16 protein-coding genes, 1 tRNA gene and 1 pseudogene are annotated in these 20,431 nt (G+C 64.0%); 10 read left to right on the top strand and 8 right to left on the bottom strand.

All coding sequences use genetic code 11. The features are described from left to right. Positions 1–7 precede the first annotated feature (7 nt). The 5 genes from HQ843_RS13905 to HQ843_RS13885 all read right to left on the bottom strand — a co-directional run bounded on the left by HQ843_RS13905 (position 8) and on the right by HQ843_RS13885 (position 6,138). Positions 8–1,645 (bottom strand): GMC family oxidoreductase, encoded by a 1,638-nt coding sequence (locus HQ843_RS13905; protein ID WP_180903226.1) that lies wholly within the window; start codon positions 1,643–1,645, stop codon positions 8–10. Then, on the bottom strand, positions 1,642–2,529 hold the full coding sequence (locus HQ843_RS13900; protein ID WP_180897764.1) for an aldose 1-epimerase: 888 nt from the start codon (positions 2,527–2,529) through the stop codon (positions 1,642–1,644). Before HQ843_RS13900 ends, HQ843_RS13905 begins: the two co-directional genes overlap by 4 nt. A 5-nt stretch (positions 2,530–2,534) precedes the next feature. Continuing rightward, entirely contained in the window at positions 2,535–3,536 is a 1,002-nt protein-coding gene (locus tag HQ843_RS13895) for an ABC transporter permease (protein ID WP_180897765.1), read from the bottom strand. 11 nt (positions 3,537–3,547) lie between these two features. Continuing rightward, a complete protein-coding gene (locus HQ843_RS13890) occupies positions 3,548–5,074 on the bottom strand; it encodes a sugar ABC transporter ATP-binding protein (protein ID WP_180897766.1) in 1,527 nt (508 codons plus the stop codon). 92 nt (positions 5,075–5,166) lie between these two features. Next, positions 5,167–6,138 (bottom strand): substrate-binding domain-containing protein, encoded by a 972-nt coding sequence (locus tag HQ843_RS13885; RefSeq protein WP_180897767.1) that lies wholly within the window; start codon positions 6,136–6,138, stop codon positions 5,167–5,169. A gap of 244 nt (positions 6,139–6,382) precedes the next feature. Between HQ843_RS13885 and HQ843_RS13880 the strand changes: the two genes are divergently transcribed. From HQ843_RS13880 to HQ843_RS13840, 9 genes and pseudogenes are all read left to right on the top strand, one after another. Then, on the top strand, positions 6,383–7,156 hold the full coding sequence (locus HQ843_RS13880; RefSeq protein ID WP_180897768.1) for a FadR/GntR family transcriptional regulator: 774 nt from the start codon (positions 6,383–6,385) through the stop codon (positions 7,154–7,156). A 146-nt stretch (positions 7,157–7,302) separates the two neighbouring features. After that, entirely contained in the window at positions 7,303–8,244 is a 942-nt protein-coding gene (locus HQ843_RS13875) for a 2-dehydro-3-deoxygalactonokinase (protein ID WP_180897769.1), read from the top strand. A 5-nt stretch (positions 8,245–8,249) separates the two neighbouring features. Beyond that, a complete protein-coding gene (locus HQ843_RS13870) occupies positions 8,250–8,870 on the top strand; it encodes a 2-dehydro-3-deoxy-6-phosphogalactonate aldolase (protein ID WP_246710110.1) in 621 nt (206 codons plus the stop codon). A 331-nt stretch (positions 8,871–9,201) separates the two neighbouring features. Further along, positions 9,202–9,555: a hypothetical protein gene (locus HQ843_RS13865; RefSeq protein ID WP_180897771.1), complete on the top strand. Its 354-nt coding sequence runs from the start codon at positions 9,202–9,204 to the stop codon at positions 9,553–9,555. 108 nt (positions 9,556–9,663) lie between these two features. Beyond that, positions 9,664–9,999, top strand: a complete 336-nt coding sequence (locus HQ843_RS13860; protein WP_180897772.1) for a hypothetical protein — start codon at positions 9,664–9,666, stop codon at positions 9,997–9,999. A 22-nt stretch (positions 10,000–10,021) separates the two neighbouring features. Continuing rightward, entirely contained in the window at positions 10,022–11,143 is a 1,122-nt protein-coding gene (gene gmd / locus HQ843_RS13855; RefSeq protein ID WP_180897773.1) for a GDP-mannose 4,6-dehydratase, read from the top strand. A 31-nt stretch (positions 11,144–11,174) separates the two neighbouring features. Then, complete coding sequence (fcl, locus tag HQ843_RS13850; RefSeq protein ID WP_305793951.1) at positions 11,175–12,143, top strand: GDP-L-fucose synthase; 969 nt, start codon at positions 11,175–11,177, stop codon at positions 12,141–12,143. 98 nt (positions 12,144–12,241) lie between these two features. Next, on the top strand, positions 12,242–12,808 hold the full coding sequence (locus HQ843_RS13845; RefSeq protein ID WP_180897774.1) for a glycosyltransferase family protein: 567 nt from the start codon (positions 12,242–12,244) through the stop codon (positions 12,806–12,808). Next, a pseudogene (locus HQ843_RS13840) lies at positions 12,808–12,921 on the top strand (NAD-dependent epimerase/dehydratase family protein); the annotation flags it as partial. The gene HQ843_RS13845 and the pseudogene HQ843_RS13840, both read left to right, overlap by 1 nt. Before the next feature lie 10 nt (positions 12,922–12,931). On the opposite strand, the gene HQ843_RS13835 reads toward HQ843_RS13840, so the two are convergent. Then, positions 12,932–13,006 (bottom strand) — tRNA-Gln (locus HQ843_RS13835). 184 nt (positions 13,007–13,190) lie between these two features. Here HQ843_RS13835 and HQ843_RS13830 point away from each other — a divergent pair. Further along, on the top strand, positions 13,191–14,090 hold the full coding sequence (locus HQ843_RS13830) for an MBL fold metallo-hydrolase (protein ID WP_180903224.1): 900 nt from the start codon (positions 13,191–13,193) through the stop codon (positions 14,088–14,090). On the opposite strand, the gene ppdK is transcribed toward HQ843_RS13830, so the two are convergent. Together ppdK and HQ843_RS13820 are read right to left on the bottom strand one after the other, a co-directional pair. Further along, positions 14,072–16,747 (bottom strand): pyruvate, phosphate dikinase, encoded by a 2,676-nt coding sequence (ppdK, locus tag HQ843_RS13825; RefSeq protein ID WP_180897775.1) that lies wholly within the window; start codon positions 16,745–16,747, stop codon positions 14,072–14,074. The genes HQ843_RS13830 and ppdK overlap by 19 nt on opposite strands. Before the next feature lie 170 nt (positions 16,748–16,917). Beyond that, positions 16,918–20,379 (bottom strand): chromosome segregation SMC family protein, encoded by a 3,462-nt coding sequence (locus HQ843_RS13820; protein ID WP_180897776.1) that lies wholly within the window; start codon positions 20,377–20,379, stop codon positions 16,918–16,920. Positions 20,380–20,431: the final 52 nt, after the last annotated feature.

The raw sequence follows: 20,431 nt of genomic DNA, 5'->3' as shown, positions 1-20,431 counted from the left end.
GTTCCGATCAGGACAGTATGAGGTCGGTCGCCTTGGCGGCGGCGGCAAGAACGGCGGCATTGGTATTGCCGCTGACGATGGTTGGCATCAGCGAAGCGTCGATGACCCGTAGCCCCCGTGTGCCCCGGACCCTGAGGCGGGAATCGAGCACAGCATCCGGATCGCCGTCATGCCCCATCCTGCAGGTGCCGACCGGGTGATAGCCGGTCTTGACGGTGCGCCTGCAATGCGCCGCGATCGCCTCGTCGCTGGTCACCTCGGCGCCCGGAAAGATTTCCCTGTCGATCAGTTCGCGCATCGGCGAGGCCGCAAGCACGGTTCGCGCATAGCGCAACCCCGCCATCGTCACCCTGAGATCGTCCGGGTGGCTGAAAATCCGGGTATCGACCACCGGGTCGGCAAACGGATCGCCGGAGGCGAGCGTTACCGAACCGCGCGATTTCGGCCGCAGCAGCAGCGAATTGATGGTCACGCCGTCACCGGGGTCCGCGCCCATGACATCGCGGTCGAGATAGACGGTCGGCACACAGAACATCTGGATCGTCGGCCAGTCGTTGTTGCCCTCCGGGTCGTGGAAGGCGCAGGTTTCGACCCCTGTCGTGGATGCCGGGCCGGACTTGAACAGCAGGTACTGAAGCCCCGCCCTGATCATCGGCCAGCCGCGATCCTGGCCGTAATAGCCATATGAGCCTCTGGTGGTGGCGACCACCGGGCATTCATAGTGATCCTGCAGATTGCGCCCAACGCCTGAAAGAGCGACCCTGACCCCGATGCCGTGGCGGTTGAGCTCATCCTCCGGCCCGATCCCGGACAACATCAGAAGTTTGGGGGTCTGGTAAGCGCCAGCGGCCAGAATCACCTCGCTGTCCGCGAATGCCGACGTGCTGGCCCCGCCGCGCGCATAATCGACGCCGACCGCCCGGTCGCCATCCATCCGGATCGCGGTGACCGTCGCCCCGGTGACGATCGTCAGCAGCGGGTTGCCCATGACCGGCGCCAGAAACGCGTCGACCGCGCTGCAACGCCGCCGCGTCCGCCAGTCGATAGTGTGCTGCATGAAGCCGACGCCGAACGGGCTTTCGCCGTTGAAATCGGGGTTGTAGGGAATGCCCATGCCCTGAAGGGTTTTGACATAGGCGCGGGTCATCGCACTGGTGTGGCCGAGATGGGAGATTTTCAACGGGCCGCCGACGCCGTGATATTCACCGGCGAGGTGGTCATTGTCTTCCTGCGCCTTGAAGTAAGGCAGGATATCGCGATAGGACCATGCGCCGTCGTTTTCGCCGTCCGTCACCAACGCGTTCCAGAGGTCGAAATCGGCCGCCTGGCCGCGCATGTAGACCATGGCGTTGACCGTGCTGCCGCCGCCCAGCACCTTGCCCTGCGGCACGATCGGCCCGCGCCCGTCAAGCTGAGGCTGCGGCGCGGTCGCGTGCATCGAAAGATAGGTATCCTTCGCCAGGAACTTCATGTAGCCGGCGGGAAAATGCATGATCGGACTGACTTTCGCGGGGCCGCGCTCCAGCATAAGCACGCGCGCGCCGCTTTCGACCAGACCGGCCGCGACCACGCAGGCCGAACTGCCACCGCCGACGAGGATATAGTCGTAGCGCCCCTGCCCGGCCGTTTCGTTGCGGATACTCATAGGTCCTGCGCTCCCAGCCAGATACTGCCCGACAGTTTTTCGCCGGGCTGAAGAACACGAAGCCCGCCGAGATCGGGCATATTGTGCCCGTCCGCCAGATGCGTCATCGGTTCAAAGCAGAAATAGTCCCGCTGAAAGCCGGGGTCGAACGCGGTATCCGAGACGAAGATGAAGGCGTGCCTGAACAGCGGTTCCGCCTTCATGTGGAGCCTCGTCGCGCGTTCCGGCCACGTGATCACCGCCTCACCCGACCAGTCTTCGAACCCGTTATTGACCCAGCGATGCGGCAAGGGCGACGGCTTGCTGAAATCGAGGTCGGCGGGGATTTCCGTGGCCTCGCCGGGCAGCCACCCCTCAACCTCGGTCCAGAACTTCCGGGCGGGCGCCATGAGCGTCGTCTCCGGCGTCATCGGGAAATAGGGATGCCAGCCGAGACCGAATGGCAGGGCCTCGTCCCCCTGGTTTTCGACGGTGAGGGTAAGCTTTAATTCTCCGTCGGCAAGCGTGAAACACTGCCACGCCTCATAGACATAGGGCGTGCCGCCGCCTGAATGACGGAAACGCATCGCCAGCCGGTCGGCCTCATGTTGTTCGAGCGACCATTGCGAGAGCCAGCCCTCGCCATGAAGATAATGCGGGTCCCAGTCGGTATTCGCGGTCAGCGCGTGGTTCCGGCCCATGAATTCGAACCGGTTGCCCCTCACCCGGTTGCCGAACGGCACGAGCGGATAGCAGGACGACGACAGCGCATCCGCCCCGCCCTGCGCTGGACGCAGCAAGGGCACACGGCCGCTTTCCCCGTCCCGCCAGAAGCCGAGGATCACGCAGCCATTGGTGGATGCGCGCAACGACAGGGCGCCAGAGCTGATATCAACGACCGCCATTCCGCTCACCCCTTGTTGCGGGCAAGGCTGCGCTTGATCGCCTGCATGTTGGCGAGCACGGCAACGACGATGATGAGGCCCCGGACAACCTGCTGGAAGAACGGGTTGATGCCGAGAAGCACAAGGCCATTGCCGATAAGCGTGATCACCAGAACCCCGAGAAGCGTGCCCAGCATCGAGCCGCGACCGCCGGAAAGCGCCGTGCCGCCGACGACCACCGCCGCGATCACATCGAATTCGAGGCCGCTTGCCGCCGTCGCATTGCCCGAGCCGAGACGCGAGACCAGCAGGATGCCGGAGATCGCCGCCATCGCGCCGCCGATCGCGAAGATCGCCACGCGAATCCGCGATACGTTGATGCCGCTGAGATAGGCCGCATGGGCATTGCCGCCAATCGCGAATACCGACCGCCCGAACGCCGTCTTGCGGCTGACGAAGGCGAACACCGCGAACAGGACGAGCATGATGATCGCCGCCGGCGGGATGCCCAGAACCGAGCGGTCCAGCGCGTCCAGCGTATCGTTGCGCCCGATCGAAACCGGCAGCGCATCCGTGAAGAACAGCGCAAGGCCGCGCAACGCGCTCCACATGCCGAGCGTCGCCACGAAGGACGGCACGTCGAAATAGGCGCGCAGCACGCCGGAAATGCCGCCGAGCCCGGCGCCGAGTGCTACCGCCAGCAGAAAGGCGATCGGCGTCGGAAAACCCCATTGCAGCAGGTAGGCCAAAGCGACGGAGACGAAGGCGACCATGGGACCGACGCTGACGTCGATTTCGCCGGAGATGATGATCAGCGTCATCGCCCATGCCGCAATGCCGATCGTCGCCGCGTCGCGGAGAATATTCACCTGATTGTTGAACGACAGGAAGCCGTAGGCGGTCGTTCCGAAAATCACATAAAGCAGCGCGATCGCCACGAACAGGCTGAGTTCGTTTACGTGCTTCGAGACGCCGAAGCCGCTCTTCTTTTTGGTTGCAGCCGGATTGGCCGCGTCATTGTGCGACATCATCGTCTCCCTCAGTGTCCGGAAATGCAGGCCGCCATCAAGGTGTCCTGATCGATGTTGGGTGATTTGAACTCTTCCCGGAGCGCGCCCTCCCGGAGGACCAGCACCCGGTCGCACACCAGCGGCAGTTCCTCGATCTCGCTGGAGACGAAAACGATGCTGCGGCCTTCGGCGGCAAGTTCGCGAATGATTGCATAGATCTGGGCCTTGGCCTCGATATCGACGCCGCGAGTGGGCTCGTCGAGCAGGAGCACGCGGCTGCCGGCATAGACCCAGCGGCCGATCACGACCTTCTGCTGGTTGCCGCCGGAGAGCGTGCCGATCGGCGTATCGGTCCGCGCCGTCTTGATATGGAGCCGGTCGATGATCTTCCGGGTCGCCTCCGCCATCCGCCGGGCCGACAGCACGCCGTTGACGGTGACGCCTTCAAAGCGCGTTGCAAGCGTGTTCTCATCAACGCCGAGCAGCGGAACGATGCCCTCTTCCTTGCGGCTTTCGGGGGTGTAGCCGAAGCCGAGCCCGACCATCTGCTTGTAGCCGAGCGTTTTTACCGGTTTGCCATTGGCGAATATCTCGCCAGATTCACCGCGGCGTACCCCCATGATGGCCTGCAACAGTTCCGTCCGGCCGGAGCCGAGCAGGCCGGCAATGCCTAAAACCTCGCCCTTCTTCAGCGAAAACGACACCGACGACAGTTTCGGCGCCACCGCCAGATCCCCGACCTCGAGCACGATCTCGGGTTGGCTTGCATCTTCCAGCACGGCCGCCTCGGCGCTTTCCGAGCCGAGCATCAGGCGGACGATCTGGCGGGTATCGGCGTTTTTCACATCGACGGTATCGATGATCCGGCCGTCGCGCATGATCGTGGCCGAATGGGCGATCTGGCGTATTTCATTCATCCGGTGGCTGACATAGATCACCGCGATGCCTTGCGCCGCAACGCGCGTCACGGCCGCCATCACCTTCTCGGCCTCCGCCGCCGCAAGCGAACTCGTGGGCTCGTCAAGGATCACCAGTTTGGGATTGCCGAGCAGCGCCCTTGCGATTTCCAGAAGCTGGCGCTCGGCGGGGCTCAGAGCCGAAACGAGAGTATCGGGCGAGAGGTCAAGCCCGAGACGATGCATGGCCTCGTTGGCCTCCGCGATCATGGCGCGGTGGCGAATGACGCCGCCCTTTCGCGGCCAGCGGCCGAGGAACAGGTTCTCGGCGAGCGACATGCCGGGGATGAGGCTGAGTTCCTGATAGACCACCCGAACGCCGTGCGCAAAGGCCTGCTGCGCGCGGGCGGAACCCGTATGCGTCAGTTCCTCGCCGTCGATCAGGACGGTTCCGCTGTCAGGCACTTCGGCGCCCGTCAGCATGCGAATGAGCGTGGACTTGCCAGCGCCGTTCTTGCCGAGAAGCGCGCGCACTTCGCCCGGCGCGACCTCGAAGGCGGCATTGTCGAGGGCCAGCACGCCGGGATAGCGCCGCGTACACCCTGTCATCGAGACGAGCGCCGGCACTTCCGGACTGTTGATCTGAGATGCAGACGTCATTGGTCTTCCCGTTGATGGCGATGCCGCCGGGTTGCGGCGGCATCTCGATGTTTGCCTGGGTGGTGCAGCCTTTGGCTAAACCGGGCTACCGATCACGGAATACCGTCGGCATGCGCCTCGAGCCAGGCCTTGCCATCTTCCGGCGACTTGTAGAGATCGATATCATAGGGAACCCTGATGCCTTCCGGCGGCGTGCCATCGATCGACTTGATCGCCTGCGCCAGCGCAAGCTTGCCAAGGCCCTGGCCGGAGATATCCACAACTCCCTTGATAACGGTAAAATCGGCAAGTTCCTGGGCGATTTCGGTGGTCATGTCGCCACCGAAAACGACGACCTCGCCTTCCCTGCCCTGCGAACGCACGGCGCGCGCGGCCCCGAGCGTGGCGCCGCCGGCCTCGCCGAAGAAGGCGTCGACATCAGGGTTGGAGGTCAGCATGGTGGTGGCGACCGAAACGGCCTTGTCGAGGGTGGCGCCTTCCTGGTTGGCCACGATCTCGGCGCCCGGCACCCTGGCCATCAGCGCTTCCTCGAAACCCTCTCTGCGGGTGATGCAGACCTCGACGAACTCGCAGTTCAGCACGGCGATCCTGGGCGCGTCATTGCCCTCCGCGATAAAGTAATCGGCGGCGGCATCGCCGAGCTTGTGGCCGAAATCATAGGGGTCGCCGACGGCATAGGCGGAGATGTATTCCTTCATGTCCGCGTCGTTGAGGCAGGTATTGTAGCAGACCACCGGGATGCCGGCGTCGTGGGCCCGGCGGATCGCGCGATAGGAGCCGTCAGCGGAGACCGGCGACACGATGATCGCCTCGACATCGGCCGAAATCAGCGAGTCGATAAAGGACGATTCCTTGCTGACATCGCCCTGGGCGTTGGTTTCGACAATGACGAGGTTGCGGCCGGCGTCTTCCGCGCCATCCTGGATGCCCTTGCGGACGCCGGCATAAAAGCCCTGCGCATCCATGTAGATCGCGCCGACCTTGAGATCTTCCTGCGCCGAAGCGGCTGTCACACTCGACAATGCGGCGGCGGCCAACAAGGCCGCCTTGATGATGAGCTTCATTGTGCTCCTCCCTGTGGACGTTTTCCCTGCCGGAGGCCATGCCGTCCCGGCGGCACGATCTTTATAATACGTCCGATCAATGTCAATTATAAATATGATTTATTTTCTGATTTGAATGAGAGTTCTATTTCTATCATATTACCTATATCGAATGCGGTGACGAACTCGGCTTGAGGCGCCCAACGGGACAAGCACTCACGAATCAAGGCGTTCGAACCAAGGGGAACCAGTGAAAAGCGAAGCAATGACTCACATACTGACGGAAGACGGCGCGCCGATCGCCCAGCGCGGCAAGCGCAGCGTACGGGAGGCGCTGCTCCAGTCCCTCGTTGAACTGATCGTTTCCGGCACATTTCCCGAGAGCGCCACCCTGCCCAACGAGGTGGAACTGACGGAAAGGTTCGGCGTCAGCCGCACCAGCCTGCGCGAGGCAATGCAGTATCTTTCCGCCCTCGGCATGGTGCGCTCCCGCACCCGCGCCGGCACCATCGTGTTGCCGCGCGAAAACTGGAACTACCTCGACCCCACCGTGCTCGACATCATGTTATCTGTCGGGGCGGACGACGCTTTTTACTCATCGCTGATCGACGCCCGGCAACTTCTGGAGCCGGCCGCGGCCGCCCAGGCTGCCGCGAACGCGAACGCGAGACAGCTCTACCAGATCGCGAAAGCCTTCGAGGATATGGTCGAGGCCAATTCCCGCGACAATGAGGAATGGAGCCGGGCCGACCTCGAATTCCACACCGCGATCATCAATGCCAGCGGCAACTGGGTCTATCGCCAGTTCGCCAGCGCCATCCGGGCAGCGCTTCTAGCGAGCTTCCGCTTCACGAACCGCGCCAGCCAATCCCATGAGCAGGCGATCCTTGCCCATCAGGATGTGCTCGAAGCCATCAGGATGCGCCGACCCGATGCCGCGCGCCATGCCATGGAACAGCTCATCGGCGTCGCCAGAAGCGAGATGACCGACGCGCTGCGCCGGACGCGGCTCGCCTCCAAAATGGAACAGAGTGACTAGAAATCGGATGAAAGATCATACATAAATGACACGATTTCGCGGCGCAGCCTTTTGCCGGCTGGTATTTCGCAGACGCGAAATGCGCCAAGACAAAATACATGCGAATTTTCCGTGAAATGCCCACACCTGAAAATGAGACCGACCGCATGACCCAGACCGTTTCCGCCATTCTCGACTGGGGCACCAGTTCGCTCCGCGCCACGCTGCTTTCGACCGACGGCCTCGTGCTGGACAGATGCGAAAGCCCGAGTGGCGGCATCCAGTTCGTGGAAGGCGGCGCGTTCGAGGCGGCTCTGATGGCGGCGATCGGCCCGTGGTTTGCCGAACACGGCCCCTTCCCCGTGACCGCCTGCGGCATGATCACCAGCCGCAGCGGCTGGGTCGAGGTGCCATATGTCGATGCGCCGGCAGGCCCGGCGGAACTTGCCGCGGGCGCAAAGCGCATCACGCTGCAAAACGGCGCGACCATGACTTTTCTGCCCGGCCTGCGCGACCCGGCCGCAAAACCGTTTCCCGATGTCATGCGCGGCGAGGAAACGCAGATCGTCGGCTATGGCCTTGCCGAGGACCACACGCTGGTGCTGCCCGGCACCCACAGCAAGTGGGCGCGTATCGAAAACGGCCGTATCGCCGCCTTCCAGACCTATGCCACCGGAGAGATATTCGCGCTTTTGACCCGGCATTCCTTCATCGCGCGCGCCGCCGAGCCCGCTCCCGGCAGCAAGCCGCTCTGGTCCGCCTTCGACCGGGGAGCGGAATTTGCGGCGAGCGACGAGCCTGCCGCCGATGCCCTGCTTGCCGCCGTCTTCAGCGCCCGCAGCGGCGTTCTCGCCGGCGCGCTTCAGCCCGAAGATGTCGCGGATTACGTTTCGGGCCTCATCATCGGCTCGGAGTTCCGTCAGGCGCGGGCTGCCGGATGGCTGCATCCCGGAGAAGCGATCGGCATCATCGGCAACACGGCGCTGACCCTGCGCTACGGGCGCGTCGCGCCGCTTTTTGACGTGAAGATCAAGCCGGGCCCGGACGATGCCGCGACCCTCGGCGTCCAACGCATCACCGGCAAACTGCAATCGACGGAACAGGAATGAACGCGATGAATTTCACCGAAGCGCTGAAAGCATGCAACATGATCGCGATTCTGCGCGGCATCAGACCCGAGGAAGCCGAGCCGGTCGGCGAGGCGCTGATCGATGCCGGCTGGCGCATCATCGAGGTGCCGCTCAATTCGCCCGAACCGCTGAAGAGCATCGAAAGGCTGCAGGACCGTTTCGGCGACCGCGCGCTGATCGGCGCGGGCACCGTGCTGACGCCAGCGCAAGTCGCAGATGTCGCAGCGACCGGGGCAAGGGTCATCATCTCGCCCAACGCAAACCCGGCGGTGATCGCGGCGACCGCCGCAAGGGGCATGATCAGCCTGCCGGGCGTTGCCACGCCAACGGAAGCCTTCGCCGCCGTCGCGGCGGGCGCCACCGGCGTCAAGGCCTTCCCCGCCGAGGCCATTCCGCCGATCGTCATCAAGGCGTGGAAAGCGGTCCTGCCAAAAGAAATCCCGGTGTTCGCCGTCGGCGGCGTAACGCCCGAAAACATGGAAGCCTACACCAGGGCCGGCGCATCCGGTTTCGGCATTGGCGGAGCGCTCTACAAGCCCGGCATGGACGCAGCAGCCGTCGGCGAGAAAGCGAAGCTGTTCATCGAAGCGATGCAGCGGATCTGATGCGCCGGCTCGTCGACAAGCCCGCACAGGCAGGAGGGCGACAGCAAGGAACGAGAGGCAACAGAGCACGAAAGCGGAAAGCGTGTGCGCCGACCCGGTTCCGGCCGGGCCGGAAGACCCAGGCTGCCGCGACGCGCAGCGCCATTTCATCACGCCGAGCCGCCGGCCCGGCAAGAATTGCCGCTGATGTCAGCACATCGGCCGGCGGTCGACGGGATCGGCCGCAGCCGCAAGGCATAATCCTTTCATGGGGCGCTTGCGCTCACGCTGCGAGTATCGGATATTCGCGGCAATGACCCGCCCGACGGCGGGCGATTTCAGGAGGCGCCAGATGACCATCCCATACCGTATTGCCATTCCCCTGGCAGCGATGCTCGCCCTGGCCGGTTGCCAGACGGCCGCGCCGGAAGGCCCTGACGAAATCATGCTCGATCAGGCTGCCCGCGCCGAACTCGGCGCCGCGGACTGCCAGTCATATGGCGGCCTTCGCGCCACGCGCCGCCTCAACGACGCCGCCGATGCGACATTCGCCAAGGCGCTCCAGTCGGGCGCCACCGAAGCCGACATCGACGCCGCGCGTCTGCGCGCGCGCCAGCAGGCCGAACAATACCAGACACTCTATGGCAATAGCGGCGCCTGCGACCGGTTGCTGCAGTTCCCGGACGGCTATACGCCGCCGGATTGAACGGCATGGTAGCCGGACGTCATTGGCACCTGCCGACAAGCCACGGAACCAGGCTAAATGCATGGAACGGGGTCCGCATTTCTGTCATCGGCGGTATAGAAACCGGCCATGTCGGCCAGCACCACTTTGACAGAATGTGTTTGTCGTTGTGAAACGGATTCCAAAGTGCGGACTGTCAAGGTCGGAGCGAAAGTGCACCGCGGCGTTGAATGCCGCGAGAGTGAGGAGAGCTATTGCTGCGAGCCGACTTCGGCATATGTCGGCTTTGGTGTTTTCTCCGCCGAGACGATCCCGTTGGCTTGGCCAAATAGTGAGTGCAATAACGTCAGCATAGTGTATGCTCCGGCGCATCATATTTGGCCAGATTCGACGCCGATGACGACTATGAAACTCGGAGTTATCAATGTCTCGCATCGCAAATTGATAGCGGCTGATATTCTTTGAAAATCAATTCAAGAGAGAAAAATTGACGAAAACGGCTTTGATAACCGGGGTTACCGGTCAGGACGGCTCCTATCTCACGGAATTACTTCTCGAAAAAGGCTATGAGGTTCACGGCATCAAGCGCCGCGCCTCGTCGTTCAATACCCAGCGTATCGATCATCTCTACGAGGATCCACACGCCTCGAATGCGCGGCTGAAGCTGCATTATGGCGACCTGTCCGACACCTCGAACCTGACCCGTATCATCCGCGATATCGAGCCGGACGAGGTCTATAACCTCGGCGCGCAAAGCCATGTCGCGGTCTCCTTCGAAGCGCCCGAATATACCGCCGATGTCGATGCGATCGGCACGCTGCGCCTGCTGGAGGCGATCCGCTTCCTCGGGCTGGAGAACAAGACGCGGTTCTATCAGGCCTCCACGTCGGAGCTCTACGGCCTCGTGCAGGAAACCCCGCAGCGCGAGACCACGCCGTTTTATCCGCGCTCGCCCTATGCTGCCGCCAAGCTCTACGCCTACTGGATCACGGTCAACTATCGCGAGGCCTACGGCATGTATGCCTGCAACGGCATCCTGTTCAACCATGAAAGCCCGCGCCGCGGAGAGACCTTCGTCACCCGCAAGATCACGCGCGGCCTTGCAAACATCGCGCTCGGCCTCGAGTCATGCCTTTATATGGGCAATATCAGCTCACTGCGCGACTGGGGCCATGCCAAGGACTATATCCGCATGCAGTGGATGATGCTGCAGCAGGATCAGGCCGAGGACTTTGTGATCGCGACCGGCAAGCAGTATTCGGTGCGCGAATTCATCACCTGGGCGGCATCCGACCTCGGCATCACGCTCGCCTTTTCCGGCTCCGGCGTCGATGAGGTTGGCACGGTGGAGGCCGTAATCGGCGATCTGGCGCCCAATGTGAAACCGGGCGACGTGATCGTGAAGATCGATCCGCGTTACTTCCGCCCCGCCGAAGTCGACACGCTGCTCGGCGACCCGACAAAGGCGAAAGAAAAGCTCGGCTGGGTGCCGGAGATCACGGCTCGCGACATGTGCCGGGAAATGGTGGTCGAGGATCACAAAGCCGCGCGGCGCTATGCGCTGTTGAAGGCGCACGGGCTCGACCTGCCGGTCAGCCTCGAAGGCTGAACGACTTCAGTTTTAGAACGAAAGAGACCCCATGCCCTTCGATATCGCGGAGAAGAAAATCTGGGTGGCCGGCCATCGCGGCATGGTAGGCTCCGCCGTGGTCCGCCGTCTGGCGAGCGAAAACTGCGAGGTGATCACTGCCGGGCGCGGTACGGTCGACCTGAAGCGGCAGGCCGAGGTCGAAGCCTTCGTCCGCGAGACAAAGCCCGATGCGATTATCATGGCCGCGGCAAAAGTCGGCGGGATTCTCGCCAACGACACCTATCCGGCCGATTTTCTCTACGACAATCTTATGATCGAGGCGAACATCTTCGAGGCCGCCCACAAGAGCGGCGTCGACCGTTTGCTGTTCCTCGGCTCGTCCTGCATCTACCCGAAATTCGCCGAGCAGCCGATCCGCGAGGATGCGCTTCTGACCGGCCCGCTGGAGCCGACCAATGAATGGTATGCGATCGCCAAGATCGCCGGCATCAAGCTCGCCCAGGCCTATCGCCGGCAACACGGTCGCGACTACATCTCGGCGATGCCGACAAATCTCTACGGCCCGGGCGACAATTACGATCTGAATTCGAGCCATGTGATGCCGGCGCTGATCCGCAAGGCGCATGAGGCCAAGGCTTCCGGCGCGAAAGAAGTGGTGGTCTGGGGCACCGGCACGCCGCTGCGCGAATTCCTCCATGCGGATGACTGCGCCGACGCGCTGGTCTTCCTGCTGAAGAATTATTCCGGCGAGGAGCACGTCAATGTCGGCTCCGGCACCGATATCTCGATCCTCGATCTCACCAAGCTGGTCTGCAAGGTCGTGGGCTTTGAAGGCGAGATCGTCCATGATCTTTCCAAGCCCGACGGCACGCCGCGCAAGCTGATGAGCGCCGACAAGCTCAGCGCCATGGGCTGGGCGCCGAAGATCGACCTCGAGGATGGTATCCGCGATGCCTATGAGGCTTTTCTCGGGGGGGATTTTTCTGCGCGCACGTTAGGCTTTTCAACGACGGAGTAGAATCCGGCCACGCAGCAGAGCAGAAGTCGGACGAGACCGACCGGTTTGCGACCTTCGACATCGCCGATTCCGAACGTTTCGGCGTTCCGCTCGTTCATTTGTTCACCGGCACGACCTCCAGGCGTCAGTCGGATGAGCCGGCCTACGATCTGTCGATCGTGATGCGGGTCCACTCCCAGCGCCTGCATTATGTCGACCGGGCATTGAAGGCGTTGAACGGCCAGCGGGTCTTCGTCTTTCTTTATGCCGGCAGCCTGTTCACCTACATTCCGCATGTATTGCGCGCGCCGCTCGCGGCTTTCCGGCTCAGGCGTCATATTTCCCGAAAAGCTTTGAGCTACGACAAGGCGATGGATGCGATTGCCAATTCAAGGGCCACGCTCGACTACGCGCATCCGCTGCAAAGCGGCATAACGGTGCGCTGTTTCGAGTCGCTCAGCATGGGCGTGCCCGTCATTACGAACAACCCGCATGTGGCGCGCTCGGGCGTTTTCAACGACGGAGAAGTGGCCACCTTCCCTCTCGAGAGCGCGCCGGAACAACTGCCGCGGCTTATCGCCAAGCTTGACCGGCATGACACCCGCCAGACAGTCCGCACGATAGATGAATTCATTACCGATCTGCTCGACGACAGTTCGGTTGACAGCAAGAAAGTGAGACAATAATGACGAGGGTCCTCATCACCGGCGGCGCCGGCTTCATCGGTTCGAACCTGGCTCGCGCTCTGCACGCCAAGGGCTACGAGGTGACAGCGCTTGACACGCTTTCGCCGCAATTGAAAATTGATCTGGCTGGGGTGGCTGGATTCGAACCAGCGCATGCCGATACCAAAAACCGGTGCCTTACCGCTTGGCTACACCCCAGCAACGGCCCGCGGGCCGGGGCCGGCGAGGCGCACAGCGTCTTAGCAAAGCTCACGCCCGGTCTCAACGCCTAAATCTGTCCGCGTGAAGAGAATTTCGTCGGCGATACGCGCTGGCCGGCAATGGTCTTGCTTTTTGTGCGCACAATGTCAGACAGGCAAGGCAGCATGTTGAAGGAAATGCGATGAGCATACCCGAATTCGATCCGGCCTATGGGCGCGCCGTGCCGCTTGCCGAGGGCATTGCCCGGTTGACGGCGAAAAACCCGTCGCCGTTCACCTTTCACGGCACCAATGGCTATCTCGTCGGCCGCGACGAACTGATCATCATCGATCCCGGCCCTGAGATCGACGGTCATCTGGAGCACTGGCTTGCCGCCATCGGCGGTCGCAAGGTCCGTTTCATCGCCGTCACCCATACCCATAACGACCATTCGCCGATGGCCCGCAGGCTCAAGGCCGAAACCGGAGCGCCGATCGCCGGTTTCGGGCCGCACCGGCAATCCCGCCCGCTGTTTGCCGGCGAGACAAATCCCTTTGCCGAAAGCGCCGATATGACCCTCCAGCCGGATGTCGTTCTCGGCGATGGCGACAGCATCGCCGTCGACGGCTTCGCGCTTCAGGCCGTGCACACGCCCGGTCACACCGCCAATCACCTCGCCTTCGCGCTTCAGAGCACGCCCTATCTGTTCTGCGGCGATCATGTGATGGACTGGTCGACCACGATTGTCGCTCCCCCCGATGGCTCGCTGGGCGACTACATGGCCTCGATCGAAAAACTGCTGGAGCGACCGGAAACCGTCTACTTCTCGGGCCATGGCGATATCATCAGCGATGCCAAGGGCGTATTGCGCGCCACCCGCTCGCACCGGCGCATGCGCGAAAAGGCGATCCTCGAGCGGCTCGCTGCCGGAGACGAAACCATCGCCGGGATCGTGGAGGTGATCTACCGCACCACGGACGCACGGCTGCATGGCGCGGCCGCCCTTTCCGTGCTCGCGCATCTGGAGGATCTCGTTGAGCGCGGCAGGGTGACAACCGATGGCCCGCCCCTGCTGAATAACCGCTACAGGCTTTCTGCCTGAGACTGGCGGATCGTCGCCTGGGCGGCGGCCAGGCGCGCGGTCGGCACCCGGAACGGCGAGCACGAGACATAGTCGAGCGCCAGCCCCTCGCAGAAGCGGATCGAAACGGGATCCCCGCCATGCTCGCCGCAGATGCCGATCTGGAGATCGCTCTTGGTCTGCCGACCGCGCTCGACGGCCATCCGCATCAATTCTCCGACGCCGTCGAAATCCAGCGAGACGAACGGATCGCGCTCGATAATGCCCTTTTTCTGATAGGTGCCGATGAAACCGGGCGCATCGTCGCGCGACAGCCCGAACGTCGTCTGGGTCAGGTCGTTGGTGCCGAGCGAGAAGAACGCCGAGGTTTCGGCAATCTTGTGCGCGCGAAGGGCCGCGCGCGGCAGTTCGATCATGGTGCCGACGAGATATTCGATCTCCATGCCGGTCTCAGACATCACCTCGCGGGCGACCGCGTCGATGCGCGCCTTCACATAGTCAAACTCGGCGCGCAACGACACCAGCGGCACCATGATTTCCGGCACAACCGCCTCGCCAGTGGCGCGGGCGGCGGCAACGGCCGCCTCGAAAATCGCCCTCGCCTGCATCTCGGTGATCTCCGGATAGGAGATCGCAAGCCGACAGCCGCGATGGCCGAGCATCGGGTTGGATTCATAAAGCGCGTCGAGCCGATGCCTGAGCGCCAGCTTATCCATCCCGAGCGCAACGGCAACATCGTCCACCTCGCTGTCGGTCTTCGGCAGAAACTCGTGCAGCGGCGGATCGAGCAGGCGGATCGTGACCGGCAGGCCGTGCATGATCGAAAACAGCGCCTCGAAATCATCCCGCTGCATCGGCAGAAGCTGGTCGAGCGCCGCCCGCCTGCCCTCTTCGGTTTCAGCGAGGATCATCCGCCGCATCATGTGAATGCGCCCGCCATCGAAGAACATGTGCTCGGTTCGGCAAAGGCCGATCCCCTCGGCGCCGAAATCGCGCGCGGCGCGGGCATCGGCCGGCGTATCGGCATTGGTGCGCACCTTCATGCGCCGCACGTCGTCGGCCCAGACCATCAGCCGCTGGAAATCCTCGGAAAGCGCCGGCTTCTGCGTCGGCGCCGCGCCCTTCATCACCCGGCCCGTGGCGCCATCGATCGTCACCTTGTCGCCGGCATGGAGCATCACCCCGCCAATGCCGTGGAGGATATTGTCGAAACGATCGACCCGCATGTTTCCGGCGCCGGTCACGCAGGGCACGCCCATGCCGCGGGCGACCACGGCCGCATGGCTCGTCATGCCGCCGCGCGTGGTCAGCACGCCGACCGCCGATGTCATGCCGTGGATATCCTCCGGGCTGGTTTCGGTGCGCACCAGAATGACCCTGCGTTTCTCGGCCTTGGCGGCTATCGCCTCTTCGGCCGTAAACACGATCTCGCCGGTCACGGCCCCCGGCGAGGCCGGCAGGCCGGAACCGATCTGGGTACCGCGATATTCCGGGCGGATGGTCGGATGCAGCATCTGGTCGAGGGTCGCCGGATCGATGCGCATGATCGCCTCCCGGCGGCTGATCAGCCCCTCATCGGCCATGTCCATCGCGATCTTCACCGCAGCGCCCGCCGCGCGTTTGCCGCCGCGGGTCTGCAGCATCCACAGCTTGCCGCGCTCTATGGTGAACTCCATGTCCTGCATGTCGCCATACTGGCGCTCAAGCCGGGCCGCAAACCTGGAAAGCTCCTCAAACGCCTCCGGCATCAGCTTCTCGAGCGAGGGTTTTTCACTGCCCGAAGCGATGCGCCCGGCTTCCGTCACGCTTTGGGGCGTGCGAATGCCGGCAACGACGTCCTCGCCCTGGGCGTTGACCAGAAACTCGCCGTATAGCGCATTCTCGCCGGTTGAGGGATTGCGGGTAAAGGCGACGCCGGTGGCGGACCCGTTGCCGAGATTGCCGAACACCATCGCCTGAATATTGACCGCCGTGCCCCATTCCACAGGTATGTTGTGCAGCGTGCGGTAGGCCGTGGCGCGCGCGCTGGTCCAGCTTGCACATACCGCCGCGATCGCGCCCCAGAGCTGTTCGAACGGGTCCTGCGGAAAATCGCAATCCAGCTCCTCGCTGAGCAGTTCCTTGTAACTGGTGACGATATCCTCAAGCTGGCCGGCCGTCAGTTGGGTCTCGGAGTGGTGGCCGAGTTCGGAAAGCCGCTCTTCGAGAAGCTCCTCGAACACCTCCTGGTCGAGCCCGAGCGCGACATCGGCGTACATCTGGATGAACCGGCGATAACTGTCCCAGGCGAACCGCGCGTCACCCGTGTCGGCGGAAAGCGACAGCACGGTCTCGTCGTTGAGGCCGAGATTGAGGATCGTGTCCATCATGCCGGGCATCGAAACCCGCGACCCGGACCGGACCGACAGCAGGAGCGGACGTTCGCCGGAACCGAAGCGGCGGCCGGTCGCCTCCTCAACCGCGCCAAGCCCTCTGGCGACCTCTTCCTTCAGCCCGTCTGGGAAACTGCGCCCGTGATCGTAGAAATAGCGGCAGACATCGGAGACGATGGTTATGCCTGGGGGCACGGGCAGGCCCATGCGCACCATTTCGGCGAGCCCCGCACCCTTGCCGCCGAGCCGGTCGCGGTCAATCTCGTGCTCATCTCCCGCGCCGAAGCCGTAAACCCAGTTCGCCATGCATCCGCCTTCACCCGCTTTCCGGATCATCTCCACCGTTTCCGGAAAGCGCGAATTCCTCTTCTGGTTCGAGACGTTAGAGCATCATGGGCGAAATGAGAATTGGGGCCTTGAGAAAAAAGCGGTGCGAACACCGTTCTTTGGTCGATAACGCCGCCCGCAACCGACCCTCAGACTTCCTCAACCAGTTTTTCGGCCGTCTGCAGGTCGACGGAGACGAGTTGCGACACGCCCTGTTCGGCCATGGTGACGCCGAACAGCCGGTCCATGCGCGCCATGGTGATCGGGTTGTGGGTGATGACGATGAAGCGGGTTTCGGTGGTCGCCGCCATTTCGTCGAGCAGATTGCAGTAGCGCTCGACATTGTGGTCGTCGAGCGGCGCATCGACCTCGTCCAGCACGCAGATCGGCGCCGGATTGGTGAGAAAGACGGCGAAGATCAGGGCCATCGCGGTCAGCGCCTGCTCGCCGCCGGAAAGCAGCGTCATGGTCTGCGGCTTCTTGCCCGGCGGACGGGCGAGAATTTCGAGCCCCGCCTCCAGCGGATCGTCGGATTCGATCAGCTGAAGCTCGGCCATGCCGCCGCCGAACAGATGCACGAACAGCCGCTGGAACTGCGCGTTGACGGCGTCGAAAGCGGCCAACAGCCGCTCGCGCCCTTCCCGGTTCAGGCTCTGGATCGCGCCGCGCAGCTTGCGGATCGCCTCGATGATATCGTCGCGTTCGCGCACCAGCGCATCGAGCTGTGCCGAAAGCTCGCTCTGCTCCTCCTCGGCGCGCAGGTTGACAGCGCCCAGCCGCTCGCGCTCGACCTTCAGCCGCTCCAGCGCGCGCTCGACCGCCGCCGGCTCGGGCAGTTCGGCATCGGCGGCAAGCCCCGTCAGCCGGAACGCCTCGTGCGGGGCGACTTCCAGCACCTCGTGAATGCGCTTTTCCGCGCCCTCGCGGCGCTCGCGGGCGGAGACCAGCCGCTCCTCGGCCCGGCCGCGCTTCTCGCGGGCCTCGGCCAGATTGGAAAGCGCCTGGGCGGCAACCCTGTCGGCCTCGCGCTGGGCGGTTTCGGCCTCGGCCAGCCGGTCGGCGGCGGCCTTGCGGGCGTCTTCCGCCTGCTCCAGCTCGCGGGTCAGCAGGCGGCGTTTTTCCTCGAATTCCTCCGGCGCCTCCTCGATGGCTTCCAGTTCGTCGCGGGCCTCCTCCTCGCGGGCCTTCAGGATCTCGATCTGCGACTCTGCGCTTCTGGCCCGGTTCTGCCAGCTTGAACGTTCCTGCGCGATTGCGCTCAGGCGACGCTGGCGCGCGTCGTTTTCACGCACCAGGCCGTCGTGGCGCGCGCGCGCTTCGGCCAGTTCGCCGCGATGGCGCGCCACCTCGGCGCCCTGGGCGGCAAGCCGGCTTTCAAGGGCGGAATAATCGGGCGCCTCGGCGAGCGCCGCCGAAGCGTTTTCGAAACTCAGCACGATATCCTCGCCCTGCGCCTGCAACTGGCTCAGCGTTTCGGCGGCAACATCGCGGCGGCGCACCAGTTCGCCGGACGCGCGCTCCGCCTCGGCAAGTGCTGCGCGCGCATCGGCCACCGCGCGGCCGGCCATGCGCACCCCCTCGCGGGTCGCGGCAACCGCCTGCTCCTCAGCGCGAACGGCCTCGCCGGCCTCGGCCTGCGCCGCCCGGGCGTCTTCCAGAGCCACCTCGGCCTCCCGGCGCTCCTCTTCGAGGGCCGCAAGCCGGTTCTTCTGCGAGAGCCTGAGTGCGGCCGCACTTGGCGCATCGGCCCCCTTGATGAAGCCGTCCCAGCGGAACACCGCGCCGGCCTCGGTGACCAGTTCTTGGCCGGGCGCAAGCTTCGCCATCAGGGCAAGAGCGGCATCTTCGCCGACAAGCCCCACCTGGCGCAGGCGGCGCGATACTTCGGCGGGCGCATCGACAAGCGTGTTCAGCGGCCGGCAGCCCGTCGGAAGCGCGGCATCGTCGCCGCCGTCGCCATTGCCGCGCCAGTGGGCCGGCGCATCGCTATCGAGCGGGGCATCGAGATCATCGCCAAGCACGGCGCCAAGGGCTGTCTCGTAGCCGTGCTCGATGCTCAGCAACTCTGCAAGCGGGGTGAAGTCGCCGGCGGCGGCACTCGCGGCCAGCATTTTCTCGATGGTCCGCGCCTCGGTCTCGATTTCCGATAATCTTGCGCGCGCGGCGTCCACCGGCTGGCGGGTCAGCACCTCGTTGCGACGGGCCTCGGCAAGCCGCTCGTCGGCCGCCTCGGCGGCGGCCCCCGCCTCCTCCTCGGCGATCACGGCCTCTTCCAGCGCCGCCTGTTTTTCGGCAGGATCAGACAGGCCCGCAATGCGTTCGCTGATCGCCGCAAGCTCCCCGCCTGCGTCACCGATCTGGCGCTCGATCCGCTGGCGACGGTCGGAAAGTTCCTTGATCGTCCGTTCAAGCTGGGCCCGGTTGGCCGCTGCCTCCGCCCGCTCGGCGGTGAGCGCGGTGAACACGTCCTCGCTTTCGCCAAGCCGTGCCGCAGCCTCGTCCATTCTCTCCCGCGCCCCGGCGAGTTCCTCGCCCGAAAACCCGATCAGTTCGGAAAGCTCGGCCTCTTCCTCGTCGAGGCGGGCAAGGATCGCGCTGTTGTCGGCGATCATCGCCTCCTCGCGGCGAATGTCCTCGCCAAGCTGAAGCAGGCGGCGGGAGAGTTCGTCGCGGCGCTGCATCAGGCGCGAGGCGTCATCCTCAAGCTGGCGACGGGCGATCTGCAGGCGCTGGAGAAGGGCCGCGGCCTTGACCTCCTCATCGCGCAGTTCGGGGGTCTTCAACCCCGCGATCGCCTGGGCCTTGGCCGCTTCCATCTGCTGGTTCGCGCGCTCGGCAACGCTTGACGTCAACTGGTTGAGCGCGCTCGTGGCCTCGCCTTCCGCGGCCTTGGCATCGACCCATCGCAAATGCAGCAGGATCGCGTCATGGGCGCGGATATCCGCCGACAGCATCTTGAACCGGGTTGCCTGCCGGGTCTGGCGCTTCAGGCTCTCGATCTGGCCGCCAAGCTGGGCGGTGACGTCCTCCAACCGCTCCAGATTGGTCTCGGCGCCGCGCAGGCGAAGCTCGGCCTCGTGGCGGCGCGAATAAAGCCCGGAAATCCCGGCGGCCTCTTCCAGAAGCTGACGACGGGCCTGCGGCTTTGCCTGGATCAGTTCGCCGATCCGCCCCTGCCCGACCATGGCCGGCGACCGGGCCCCGGTCGAGGCGTCGGCGAACAGAAGCTGGACATCCTTGGCGCGGGCTTCCTTGCCGTTGATGCGATAGAGCGAGCCCTGCTCGCGCATGATCCGGCGCGTGACCTGGATTTCGTCGCTGTCGTTGAAGGCGGCGGGCGCGGTGCGGTCGGAGTTGTCGATATGGAGGCCGACTTCGGCGGCATTGCGGGCCGGACGATTGCCGGAACCGGAAAAGATCACGTCGTCCATGCCCGAGGCGCGCATGTTCTTGTAGGAATTTTCTCCCATCACCCAGCGCAGCGCCTCGACAAGGTTCGACTTGCCGCAGCCATTCGGCCCGACCACGCCCGTCAGCCCCGGCGCGATGATGAAGTCGCTTGCCTCGACAAAGGATTTGAAACCGGTCAGACGCAGGCGGTTGAATTTCATGCGACCACCTTCAGGCGTCGCACAAAAAAGCGCGCGCCATTACTGGCGCGCG

Source organism: Martelella sp. NC20 (assembly GCF_013459645.1).
Classification (GTDB): domain Bacteria; phylum Pseudomonadota; class Alphaproteobacteria; order Rhizobiales; family Rhizobiaceae; genus Martelella.
This window is presented reverse-complemented; position numbering and strand designations above follow the sequence as displayed.